General features: G+C 69.3%; 11 protein-coding genes and 2 pseudogenes. 12 read left to right on the top strand and 1 reads right to left on the bottom strand.

Features of this window, described 5'->3' with window-relative positions:
* The first annotated feature begins 132 nt into the window (after positions 1-132).
* The 9 genes and pseudogenes from AC2W7M_RS11885 to AC2W7M_RS11845 all read left to right on the top strand — a co-directional run bounded on the left by AC2W7M_RS11885 (position 133) and on the right by AC2W7M_RS11845 (position 6,910).
* Positions 133-516 (top strand): hypothetical protein, encoded by a 384-nt coding sequence (locus AC2W7M_RS11885; RefSeq protein WP_486132543.1) that lies wholly within the window; start codon positions 133-135, stop codon positions 514-516.
* Between the two features lie 265 nt (positions 517-781).
* Entirely contained in the window at positions 782-1,558 is a 777-nt protein-coding gene (locus AC2W7M_RS11880) for a LacI family DNA-binding transcriptional regulator (RefSeq protein ID WP_486132542.1), read from the top strand.
* A pseudogene (locus tag AC2W7M_RS11875) lies at positions 1,558-1,680 on the top strand (substrate-binding domain-containing protein); the annotation flags it as partial. The gene AC2W7M_RS11880 and the pseudogene AC2W7M_RS11875, both read left to right, overlap by 1 nt.
* A gap of 222 nt (positions 1,681-1,902) precedes the next feature.
* Complete coding sequence (locus tag AC2W7M_RS11870) at positions 1,903-2,913, top strand: ABC transporter substrate-binding protein (RefSeq protein WP_486132545.1); 1,011 nt, start codon at positions 1,903-1,905, stop codon at positions 2,911-2,913.
* Between the two features lie 67 nt (positions 2,914-2,980).
* The gene (locus tag AC2W7M_RS11865) at positions 2,981-3,799 is read left to right on the top strand and encodes an ABC transporter permease (RefSeq protein WP_486132541.1); all 819 of its coding nucleotides are present in this window, start codon (positions 2,981-2,983) and stop codon (positions 3,797-3,799) included.
* 4 nt (positions 3,800-3,803) lie between these two features.
* The gene (locus AC2W7M_RS11860) at positions 3,804-4,613 is read left to right on the top strand and encodes an ABC transporter permease (protein WP_486132540.1); all 810 of its coding nucleotides are present in this window, start codon (positions 3,804-3,806) and stop codon (positions 4,611-4,613) included.
* Entirely contained in the window at positions 4,610-5,662 is a 1,053-nt protein-coding gene (locus AC2W7M_RS11855) for an ABC transporter ATP-binding protein (RefSeq protein ID WP_486132539.1), read from the top strand. Before AC2W7M_RS11860 ends, AC2W7M_RS11855 begins: the two co-directional genes overlap by 4 nt.
* A gap of 5 nt (positions 5,663-5,667) precedes the next feature.
* Entirely contained in the window at positions 5,668-6,492 is an 825-nt protein-coding gene (locus tag AC2W7M_RS11850; RefSeq protein ID WP_486132544.1) for a phosphodiesterase, read from the top strand.
* A 73-nt stretch (positions 6,493-6,565) separates the two neighbouring features.
* Positions 6,566-6,910 (top strand): hypothetical protein, encoded by a 345-nt coding sequence (locus AC2W7M_RS11845; RefSeq protein WP_486132538.1) that lies wholly within the window; start codon positions 6,566-6,568, stop codon positions 6,908-6,910.
* A gap of 156 nt (positions 6,911-7,066) precedes the next feature.
* Here AC2W7M_RS11845 and AC2W7M_RS11840 read toward each other — a convergent pair whose 3' ends face one another.
* Positions 7,067-7,981, bottom strand: coding sequence for a LysR family transcriptional regulator (locus tag AC2W7M_RS11840; RefSeq protein ID WP_486132537.1), 915 nt, complete (start codon positions 7,979-7,981; stop codon positions 7,067-7,069).
* 106 nt (positions 7,982-8,087) lie between these two features.
* Between AC2W7M_RS11840 and AC2W7M_RS11835 the strand changes: the two genes are divergently transcribed.
* From AC2W7M_RS11835 to cbbX, 3 genes and pseudogenes are all read left to right on the top strand, one after another.
* Positions 8,088-9,554: a form I ribulose bisphosphate carboxylase large subunit gene (locus AC2W7M_RS11835; RefSeq protein ID WP_486132536.1), complete on the top strand. Its 1,467-nt coding sequence runs from the start codon at positions 8,088-8,090 to the stop codon at positions 9,552-9,554.
* A gap of 10 nt (positions 9,555-9,564) precedes the next feature.
* Positions 9,565-9,969 (top strand): RuBisCO small subunit-like domain-containing protein, encoded by a 405-nt coding sequence (locus AC2W7M_RS11830; protein WP_486132535.1) that lies wholly within the window; start codon positions 9,565-9,567, stop codon positions 9,967-9,969.
* Positions 9,970-10,020: 51 nt separating this feature from the next.
* Positions 10,021-10,961 (top strand): annotated as a pseudogene (gene cbbX, locus AC2W7M_RS11825) (CbbX protein); the annotation flags it as partial.

Raw genomic sequence — 10,961 nt, 5'->3', positions numbered from 1 at the left:
TTCCGACCGCCGCGGGCGGCCGGAGAAGGGCCGATGGCCCCGCGCGCCGACATGAGCCTGGAGCCGCCGTTCCGCGGGCCGCCCGTGGGGCCCGGGATGGGGCCTGGGATGGGATTTGCGGCAGGACCCTTCATGGGTCCGCCCGACCCGCTCGGTCTTGCCCGTGCTTTGACGGTGGCCGAGACCGCGGTGGGCATCCGCGCCGACCAGCTGGATGCCTGGCGCGCTTATACCGATGCGCTCCAGGCGACGCTGGCGCCGCCGCCCCCGCCCGCCCCAGGCGAGCGCAAGGATCCGCCGGCGCCGCTCGCGTTGTCAGCGGACGTGGCGACCTTCGCCAAGGCCAATGGCGAGGCCGGCAGCAGGCTCGCGGCCGCGGTCGAGAGCCTGAAGACGCGCCTGACCCCCGAACAGCTCACCCGCCTTGCTCGCATCGAGCCGATGCTGCTGCCTCCGCCGCCGCCGCTGGCCGGTCCCGGACCGCATCCGGCGCCCGGCGGTCGCCCTCGCGGCTGAGCCTTCCCGATCGCCCCGCTTCGGCGGGCCCCGAAAAGGAGGGGAGACTCGCCGCCCTGATCCTCCCTTCCCTACGGCGGGCGCCCCGGCGCCCGCCGTTCCCTTTCGCGCCGACCCGCCCCTTGTCTGCCCTCCCCATCCCCTGTCACATGCGCGTTGCACGTCGTCGGTAGAACGGCGCTGAAAACGATTTCAGGCACGCTTGCGCCGCCGCTCTTGCCGCTTCGCGACCACAGGGTCGGCGTGCCGCCGCACGCCGGAGGGGATGCCTTTGCCGCGCGTCATCACCATCCGCACCGTCGCCGAACGGGCCGGCTGCTCCATCGCCACGGTGAGCCGGGTCATCAACGGCTCGGCCCGCACCAGCGCCGAAGTGGAGGCGCGGGTGCGCGCGGCGGTGGAGGAGCTTGGCTTCCGGCCGAGCGAGATCGGACGCTCGCTGAAGACGCTGCGCGCGCGCACCCTCGGCGTGGTGATCCCGACCCTCACCAATCCGGTCTTCGCCGCCTCCGTCGCCGGCATGGAGGCGGAGGCGCGCCGGCGCCACCACACGCTGCTGCTGACCGCCACCGACTATGATGCCGCGCGCGAGCCCGAGGTGGTGGAGACGCTGGTGGCGCAGAGCGTCGCCGGCCTGGTCCTCACCGTCACCGACGCCGACGACAACCCCACCCTTGATCGCCTAGACGCCGAGGGCATCCCCTACGTCCTGATCTACAACGAGCCGCGCCGCGCCGAGCGGGCCGCGGTCTCGGTGGACAACGCCGCCGCCACCTTCGCCCTCGCCAAGACGATGATCGCCGCCGGCCATCGCCGCCTGGTCTATGTGGCCGGGCGCTTCGCCACCTCCGACCGCGCCCGCACGCGCTATCTCGGCTATCTCGCCGCGATGAGCGAGGCGGGCCTTGCCGCCGAACCGCCGCTGGAGCTCGACTATCTCGCCGACCCGGCCGGCCATGGCGCGGCGCTCGCGGGCGTGTTCGGGCTCCGGGAGGCCCCACCGCCGCCTTGTGCTCCAACGATCTGCTGGCGCTCTCGGTGATGGCGGCGCTGCGCGCGCTCGGGCTGAGGGTGCCGCAGGACGTGTCGGTGGCAGGGTTCGACGGCATCGCGCTCGCTGGCGCAGCCTACCCCTCGCTCGCCACCGTCGACACCCCCACCCGCCGCATGGGCGAGCGGGCGGTGGAGAAGATCTTCGAGATGCTGGAAGGCACGGCCGGCCCGACCTGGAGCGGCTGCCCTTCGAGCTGCGGCCCGGCGGCTCGCTTGCGCCTGCCCCGGACGCCTCGCTTGGCGCGCCGCGCGCCGGCCCGATGCCGCGTCCCCGTCTTTCTCCGCGTTCCCCGAACCGCCTTCCGAATGAGGACATCGCACATGCTCCGCCCCATGCGACACGCTTTGCTCGCCGGCGCCCTCGTGGGCGCCCTCACCGCGATCTCGGCCGCCATGCCCGCCCGCGCCGCCGACGCCATCTGCTACAACTGCCCGCCCGAATGGGCGGACTGGGGCTCCATGCTGAAGGCCATCAAGGCCGACACCGGCATCGAGGTGCCGCAGGACAACAAGAATTCCGGCCAGTCGCTGACCCAGATCATCGCCGAGAAGGCGAGCCCGGTGGCCGACGTCACCTATCTGGGCGTCACCTTCGGCATCAAGGCCAAGGAGGCCGGCGTCACCCAGCCCTACCAGCCCAAGGGATTTTCCGAGATCCCCGCGGGCCTCAAGGACCCCGAGGGCAACTGGTTCACCATCCATTCCGGCACGCTCGGCCTGTTCATCAACAAGGACGCGCTGGGCAAGACGCCGGTGCCGGCCTGCTGGTCCGACCTGCTGAAGCCCGAATATAAGGGCCTCGTCGGCTATCTCGATCCCACCTCCGCCTTCGTCGGCTATGTGGGCGCGGTGGCGGTGAACGGCGCCATGGGCGGCACGCTCGACAACTTCAAGCCGGGCATCGAATTCTTCAAGAAGCTGCAAGCCAACCAGCCGATCGTGCCGAAGCAGACCTCCTACGCCCGCGTGCTTTCGGGCGAAATCCCGATCCTGTTCGACTACGACTTCAACGCCTACCGCGCGCGCTATTCGGACATGGGGAACTTCGCCTTCGTCATTCCCTGCGAAGGCTCGGTGGTGGTGCCCTACGTCATGTCCATGGTGAAGGGCGCGCCCCATCCGGAGGCCGCTAAGAAGGTTCTCGACTACGTGCTGTCCGACAAGGGGCAGGCCATGTGGGCCAAGGCCTATCTGCGCCCGGCGCGCGCCATCGAGCTGCCGAAGGACGTGGCCGAGCGCTTCCTGCCCGCCGCCGACTACGCCCGCGCCAAGCCGGTGGACTACGCCAAGATGGAGCAGGCCCAGAAGGGCTTCGCCGAGGCCTACCTCAACGAAGTGAAGTAAGGCGCACACACCATGACCCCCTCCCCCCTTGTGGGGGAGGGGAGACCTCATCCGCCGGACCCAAGCCATGCGCAGCGCCGACCGCCTTGCAGTCCTGTTTCTCGCGCCGCTGTTCGCGTTCGCGGCCGCGTTCTTCGTGCTGCCTTTGGCGGAACTGGTGCTGGTGGCGGGATCGGGGCCGAACGGAGCCTTTGAGTATCTCGCCATACTCGCCAATCCGCGCCATTTCCAGACGCTGATGGCGACCCTCGCTTTGTCGGCGGGCGTGACGCTGGCGACGCTGGCGCTCGGCTCCGTCGTGGCGCTGTTCCTGGCGCGGACGCGCTTTCCCGGCCGGGCGTTCCTGGTCTCGGCGCTCACCTTGCCGCTCGCCTTTCCCGGCGTGGTGGTGGGCTTCATGATCATCCTGCTCGCCGGCCGGCAGGGGCTGCTCGGCAGCTTTTCCCAGTCGCTTGGCCTGGAGAAGATCGTCTTCGCCTATTCCATGGCCGGCCTGTTCGCGGGCTATCTCTATTTCTCGCTGCCGCGCGTGCTGGTGACGCTGATGGCGGCGGCGGAGAAGCTCGATCCGGCGCTGGAGGAGGCCGCCCGCTCGCTCGGCGCGAGCCGGCTCGCGGTGCTGCGCGACGTGACGTTGCCCGGCCTCTCGCCGGCGCTGATCGCCTCCGGCGCCATCGCGTTTGCCACCGCCATGGGGGCGTTCGGCACCGCCTTCACCCTCGCCACCCGCATCGATGTTCTGGCCATGACGATCTACACCGAGTTCACCCTCAACGCGAACTTCGCCACCGCGGCGGCGCTCTCGCTGGCGCTCGGCCTGATCACCTGGGGCGTGCTCGCGCTCACCCGCAACATGGCCGGCTCCGGCGTCGCGGCGGCGGGCTAGCGCCATGGTCCCGCACCGCCTCACCTTCGTCCTGCAGCTTCTGGTGACGCTGGCCTGCGCCGCGTTCCTGATCGTTCCGGCGCTCGCCTCCATGCTGGCGGGCGTCACCGCCAACTATTTCCAGGGCCTGCGCTCCGGCCTCACGCTGCGCTGGATCGGCGAGGTCCTGGCGCTCTATAGCGGCACCATCGGCCTGTCGATCGCCATCGCGCTCGGCACGCTCGGCGTGACGCTGGTGCTCGGCGTGCCCGCCGCCTGGGCGCTCGCCCGCAAGCCCTCGCGCCTGTCGCGCCTGGTGGAGGAGGTGGTGACCCTGCCGGTGGCCATTCCCGGCCTCGCGCTGGCGCTGGCCTTGATCCTCGCTTATGGCGGCTTCCGCGAGTTCCGCATGAGCCCGCTCTTCATCCTGGTCGGCCACGTGCTCTACACGCTGCCCTTCATGCTCCGGTCCGTCATGGCGGTGCTCGCGGCGGTGGACGTGAAGGCGCTGGAGGAGGGCGCGGCCTCGCTCGGCGCCTCGCCGCTCCAGCGTTTCTTCCACGTGGTGGTGCCCAACGCCAAGGGCGGCATCCTCGCCGGCGCGCTGATGGTGGTGACGCTCTCCATCGGCGAGTTCAACCTCACCTGGATGCTCCACACCCCGCTCACCAAGACTTTGCCCGTGGGCCTGGCCGACAGCTACGCCTCCATGCGGCTCGAGATCGCCAGCGCCTACACGCTGATCTTCTTCGTCCTGATCGTGCCGCTGCTGGTGGCGCTGCAGATGTTCGGGCGCGTGCTGCCCGCCGTGCCCGCGAAAGGAGGACGGCCATGAAGCCCAGGACCGGCGCCGCCGTCACCCTCGCCGGCTGCGGCAAGACCTTCGCCGACGGCACCCGCGCCCTCGCGCCGCTCGATCTGTGCGTCGCGGCCGGCGAGACGCTGGTGCTGCTCGGTCCCTCCGGGTGCGGCAAGACCACGCTGCTGCGCATCATCGCCGGCCTGGAGCGCCCGGATGCAGGCGGGCGCGTGCTGTTCGACGGTGCGGACGTAACCGCATTGCCCATCGAGAAGCGCAATGTGGGCATGGTGTTCCAGTCCTATGCGCTGTTTCCCAACATGGACGTGCGCGAGAACGTCGCCTACGGCCTGCGGGTGCGAGGCGTCGGCAAGGCCGAGCGCACCCGGCTCGCCGACGAAGTGCTGGAGATGATGCGCATCGAGGCGCTGGCCGAACGCCGCATCACCCAGCTTTCCGGCGGCCAGCGCCAGCGCGTGGCGCTCGCCCGGGCGCTGGCGGTGCGGCCGAAGGCGATCCTGCTGGACGAGCCCATGGCGGCGCTCGACGCGGCGTTGCGCGAGCACCTGCGCGGGGAGATCGACGCGCTGCTGCGCCGCCTCTCCATCACCGCCGTCTACGTCACCCACGACCAGGCCGAGGCGCTGGCGCTCGGCGACCGCATCGTCGTCATGCGCGAAGGCGAGATTGCCCAGGTGGGAACGCCGCGGGAGGTCTATGAGCGCCCCGCCGACGCCTTCGTCGCCTCCTTCGTCGGCACCACCAACCGCCTGGAGGGCGCGGTGCGCGGCGGGTGCTTCGAGTGCGCGGCCGGCATCCTGGCGCTGCCGCCCGGCCGCCAGGCGCCCGACGCGGCGAAGGCGGCGCTCCTGTTTCGCCCGGAAGCGGCCTCTCTGGTCGTCGATCCCCACGCCGGGCTGGTGCTGAAGGTGGAGCAGGCCCAATTCCAGGGCGCGCGCCAGAAGGTGACGCTCCTGAGCCCGGATGGCACCCGCGTGGTGGTGGAGACGCCGCCCGACCTCGACCTTGCCCCCGGCATGCTGCTGGGTCTCGCCCTCGATCCCAACCGCTTCAGCCTCGCGTGACCCCCATGCTCATCGCCCAGCTCACCGACACCCACATCCGTCCTGAAGGCGCCCTCGCCTATGGCCGGGTCGACACCGCGCGCCACATGGAGGCGGCGGTGGCGCACATTCTCGCGCTCGACCCGCGCCCGGACCTGGTGGTGGTGACCGGTGATCTCACCGACTTCGATCTGCCCGAGGAATATGCCCGCTTCCGCACGCTCGCCGCGCGCCTGCCCATGCCGCTCCTGCCCATTCCCGGCAACCACGATTCCAGTGCCGGCCTCATCCGCGCCTTCCCGGAGATGGCGGCGCGCACCAACGGCGCCCGCGCCAATTACGTGGAGGACGGCTTTGCGCTCCGCCTCGTGATGCTGGACACCTCGGTGGCCGGCTCGCCCCATGGCGAACTGGGGACGGACGGCCTCGCCTTCCTCGACGCCGCGCTCGCGCAGGCACCCGGCCGTCCGACCCTGCTGTGCGGCCACCATCCGCCATTCCTCACCGGCATCGCCCACATGGACGCCCAGAATCTGCGCGACGGGGCGGCGCTGGAGGCCATCATCCGCCGCCATCCGCAGGTGGTGGGGCTGGCCTGCGGCCATGTGCACCGGGCGATCACCACCACCTTCGCCGGCATCGCCGCCACCATCGCGCCGGCGCCGGCCCATGTGGTGAGCCTCGACCTGTCGCCGGACGGCCCCGCCACCTTCCACATGGAGCCGCCCGCGCTCGCCTTGCATCTGTGGACCGGCGACCGGCTGGTGAGCCATGTGAGCCAGATCGCCGCCTATCCCGGCCCGTTCCCGTTCTTCGACGGGGCGGGGCAGGCGATCGTCGCGGTCGCCTGAGGCCTGATCCGAAAAAGCCATTGAGGCAACATGCTGAGGTCACGCCGCCAAGGCTCCATTGACGGTGCAAGGGATGTATCGGGGCAATTTAATGATGGATCGCAAGCCTCCCGCGGCGAGAAATGGCGTCGTCAATCGGGTGTTGGCCACGATTGGCGGTATCTCAACCGGACTGGCCGTGCTGGTCGGATTGGCTATCCTCTTCGCCATCACTCAAGAAGACCCGCCAATTACCTATAGATTTCCTTCCCCCGGGGCGAAAATTGATGCCGTTGTGGTGATTCAATCGGGCGGAGGCGCTGTATCGTACTGCACGACATCTGTTTTCATCACGCAAAGAGGCGCCGAACCCGGAAGGAGCGAAGAAATCTTCGGCGGGGACTGTCATTCCATTGGTAGGGCCCGGATTTTCCAATGACATGGGTATCCGACGAATTGCTGACTATTCGTCCTGTAGTCGGCGACAGCCCAGTGTCCATCAGAACTGAGGTTCGCGGCACGGGTGTAAAGATTCAGTTCATCATCTGACGCTTAGCTCGCCACCTGAGGCGGCGGTCAGCGTCAACCTTCGTCCTCACGGCACCTTCGGCAGGAAGGCGCCGCCCTCGCGCGCCAGGAATTCCATCAGCGCCAGCGCCGCCGGCATGAGGCGCTTCTCCTTCGCCCGCACGCAGAGCCATTGCCGCACGATCGGCAATCCGTCCACGTCGAGCGCCACCAGGCGTCCGTCGCCAAGCTCCGCCGCCACCGTGTGGGCCGAGAGGAAGGCGAGGCCGAGCCCGGCCATCACCGCCTGCTTGATGGTCTCGTTGGAGCCGATCTCCATGGCCCGCGGCGGATGGGCGGCGCCATGCTCCTCGAACAGCCGCGCCATCAGCATGCGCGTTCCGGACCCCTCCTCGCGCATCAGGAACGGCTCGCGCGAGAGATGCGCGGGCTTCAGTCGTCGCGCCGCGAGCCGGTGTCCCGGCGGGGCGATGATGAGGTGGGGATGATCGCCGATGACCAGCGTCTCCGCCTCCAGCGCGGCGGGCGGGCGGCCCATGACGGCGACATCGAGCTCCAGGCTTTCGAGCCCGGCGACGATGTCCTCCCGGTTGCCCACCACCAGCTTCAGCTCGATGCGCGGCTGGCGCGCGCGGAAGGCGGCCAGCGCCATGGGGGCGAAATACTTGGCCGTGGACACCACGCCCACCACCACCGAGCCCTCGCCGGGCCTGCGGATCGCCTCGATCGAGCGCTCCGCCTCCGCCAGCGCCACTTCCACCCGGCCATAGGCCGCCACCAGTTCGCGGCCAGCGGCAGTCGGTCGCAGACGCCCGTCGCGGCGCTCGAACAAGGGAAGGCCGAGATCCGCCTCCAGCTGCTTCATCTGAGCCGTCACGGCGGGCGGGCTCAAACCCATGTCCTGCGCGGCTTTGGCATAGGAGCCGGAACGCGCGGCGAGCGCCACGATCTTGAGCTGGCGGAGCGTCCAATGGGCGGGCAAATTCAGGTTTCCTGAATGGTGTGTTCACATCATTCAAATTTACCTGAAGACCTGCGGCCTGCAACCTTCGTTCAACAAACAGCAACGACGAGGGAGGGCTTCCGTCATGGGTGCCGACGCCGCCATCGGGCAGATCACCGACGCCAAGAAGAGGTACGCCGCCGGCGTCCTGAAATATGCCCAGATGGGCTATTGGGACGGCGACTACCAGCCGAAGGACACCGACGTCCTGGCGCTGTTCCGCGTCACCCCGCAGGCGGGCGTCGACCCGGTGGAGGCGGCGGCCGCAGTCGCCGGTGAAAGCTCCACGGCAACGTGGACGGTCGTGTGGACCGACCGCCTGACCGCCGCCGACGTCTATCGCGCCAAGGCCTACAAGGTGGAGCCGGTGCCGGGCCAGGCGGGGCAGTATTTCTGCTGGGTCGCCTACGACCTCGACCTGTTCGAGGAAGGCTCGATCGCCAACCTCACCGCCTCGATCATCGGCAACGTCTTCTCCTTCAAGCCGCTGAAGGCCTGCCGGCTGGAGGACATGCGCCTGCCGGTGGCCTATGTGAAGACCTTCCGCGGTCCGCCGACGGGCATCGTCGTGGAGCGCGAGCGCCTCGACAAGTTCGGCCGGCCGCTGCTCGGCGCCACCACCAAGCCGAAGCTGGGTCTGTCCGGCAAGAATTACGGCCGCGTGGTCTATGAGGCGCTGAAGGGCGGCCTCGACTTCGTGAAGGACGACGAGAACATCAATTCCCAGCCCTTCATGCACTGGCGCGACCGCTTCCTCTATTGCATGGAGGCCGTCAACAAGGCGCAGGCCGAGACCGGCGAGGTGAAGGGGCACTATCTCAACATCACCGCCGGGACCATGGAGGAGATGTACCGCCGCGCGGAATTCGCCAAGGAGCTGGGCTCCTGCATCGTGATGGTGGACCTGATCGTCGGCTGGACCGCGATCCAGTCCATCTCCAACTGGTGCCGCGAGAACGACATGGTGCTGCACATGCACCGCGCCGGGCACGGCACCTATACGCGGCAGAAGGGCCACGGCATCTCGTTCCGCGTCATCGCCAAGTGGCTGCGCCTCGCCGGCGTCGATCATCTGCATGCCGGCACCGCGGTGGGCAAGCTCGAAGGCGACCCCATGACCGTGCAGGGCTACTACAATGTCTGCCGCGAGATGACGACCAAGACCGACCTGCCCCGCGGCCTGTTCTTCGACCAGGAATGGGCCGGCCTGCGCAAGGTGATGCCGGTGGCCTCGGGCGGCATCCATGCCGGCCAGATGCACCAGTTGCTGGACCTGTTCGGCGACGACGTGGTGCTCCAGTTCGGCGGCGGCACCATCGGCCATCCGGACGGCATCCAGGCCGGCGCCACCGCCAACCGCGTCGCGCTGGAGGCGATGGTTCTGGCCCGCAACGAGGGCCGCGACATCGCCAAGGAAGGCCCGGAGATCCTGGTGGACGCCGCCAAATGGTGCCAGCCGCTGCGCGCCGCGCTCGACACGTGGGGCGAGGTCACCTTCGACTACGCCTCCACCGACACGTCCGACTTCGTCCCCACCGCGTCCGTCGCCTGAGGAGGAAAAGATGCGCATCACCCAGGGCACCTTCTCCTTCCTGCCGGACCTCACCACGGCGCAGGTCACCGCGCAGATCCAGTACTGCCTCGACCGCGGCTGGGCGGTCTCGGTGGAGCACACCGACGATCCCCACCCCCGCAACACCTATTGGGAGATGTGGGGCGCCCCCATGTTCGACCTCGCCGACGCCGCCGGCGTGATCGGCGAGATCGAGGCCTGCAAGGCGGCGCACCCGGCCGACTATGTACGCGTGAACGCCTTCGATTCCACCCGCGGCTGGGAGACGGTGCGCCTCTCCTTCATCGTCCAGCGTCCGGCCGAGGAGAAGGGCTTCCGCCTCGACCGCACCGAGTGGGACGGCCGCACCCAGCGCTACGCCTTGCGCCACCGCGCCGGCGCCCTCCGGTCCTGAGCTTCACCCGCGCGGCCGTTCCCACCGCGCAACCTTGCCGAGGTTCGAGCCATGTCCACCGCAACCCTTCCCGCCCCGACCGCCGCGGCGCCGGCAGACGTCGCGCAGGCAGGGCTCGACCTCGGCGCTCTCTTCACCCAGAGCGAGGTCCCCCGGTTCCTGGAGGAATTGGAGCGCGACCTGATCGGCCTGAAGCCCGTCAAACGCCGCATCCGCGAGATCGCCGCCCATCTGGTGGTAAGCCGGGCGCGCGAGATGGTGGGCCTGAGCTGCGGCGCGCCGACGCTGCACATGGCCTTCACCGGCAATCCCGGCACCGGCAAGACCACGGTCGCGCTCAAGATGGCCGGCATCCTGCACCGGCTCGGCTATGTGCGACGCGGCCACCTCGTCTCGGTGACGCGGGACGACCTGGTCGGCCAGTATATCGGCCACACCGCTCCCAAGACCAAAGAGATCTTGAAGAAGGCGATGGGCGGCGTGCTGTTCATCGACGAGGCCTATTATCTCTACCGGCCCGAGAACGAGCGCGACTACGGCCAGGAAGCGATCGAGATCCTGCTCCAGGTGATGGAGAACCAGCGCGACGATCTGGTGGTGATCCTCGCCGGCTACAAGGACCGCATGGACCGCTTCTTCGAGAGCAATCCCGGCTTCCGCTCGCGCATCGCCCACCACATAGACTTTCCGGACTATGGCGACGAGGAACTGGTGCAGATCGCCAAGGCCATGGCCGCGGGCGCCGACTACGCCTTCGCGCCGGAGGCGGAGGCCGCGCTCGCCGATTATGTGCGCCTGCGCCGCAGCCAGCCGAACTTCGCCAACGCCCGATCCATCCGCAACGCCTTCGACCGCATGGCGCCTGCGCCAGTCGCTGCGCCTGTTCGAGCAGGCCGGCAGCGTGGACCGGCGCGCGCCTCGCCACCATCGGCGCCGAGGACGTGGCGGCCAGCCGCGTGTTCGCAGGCGGCATCGACGCGCCGGCCGCGCCG

This window comes from Xanthobacter sp. BG11Y11_SDJG (assembly GCF_057364445.1).
The sequence above is the reverse complement of the archived record's forward strand: the minus strand, read 5'-3'. Positions and strand labels throughout refer to the sequence as shown.

Bases quoted from the DNA above. Each gene is read 5' to 3' on its own strand.
- AC2W7M_RS11850 (WP_486132544.1), top strand. From the start codon at position 5,668: ATGCTCATCGCCCAGCTCACCGACACCCACATCCGTCCTGAAGGCGCC.
- AC2W7M_RS11830 (WP_486132535.1), top strand. From the start codon at position 9,565: ATGCGCATCACCCAGGGCACCTTCTCCTTCCTGCCGGACCTCACCACG.
- AC2W7M_RS11855 (WP_486132539.1), top strand. From the start codon at position 4,610: ATGAAGCCCAGGACCGGCGCCGCCGTCACCCTCGCCGGCTGCGGCAAG.
- AC2W7M_RS11870 (WP_486132545.1), top strand. From the start codon at position 1,903: ATGCGACACGCTTTGCTCGCCGGCGCCCTCGTGGGCGCCCTCACCGCG.
- AC2W7M_RS11860 (WP_486132540.1), top strand. From the start codon at position 3,804: ATGGTCCCGCACCGCCTCACCTTCGTCCTGCAGCTTCTGGTGACGCTG.
- AC2W7M_RS11845 (WP_486132538.1), top strand. From the start codon at position 6,566: ATGTATCGGGGCAATTTAATGATGGATCGCAAGCCTCCCGCGGCGAGA.
- AC2W7M_RS11880 (WP_486132542.1), top strand. From the start codon at position 782: ATGCCTTTGCCGCGCGTCATCACCATCCGCACCGTCGCCGAACGGGCC.
- AC2W7M_RS11865 (WP_486132541.1), top strand. From the start codon at position 2,981: ATGCGCAGCGCCGACCGCCTTGCAGTCCTGTTTCTCGCGCCGCTGTTC.
- AC2W7M_RS11835 (WP_486132536.1), top strand. From the start codon at position 8,088: ATGGGTGCCGACGCCGCCATCGGGCAGATCACCGACGCCAAGAAGAGG.
- AC2W7M_RS11885 (WP_486132543.1), top strand. From the start codon at position 133: ATGGGTCCGCCCGACCCGCTCGGTCTTGCCCGTGCTTTGACGGTGGCC.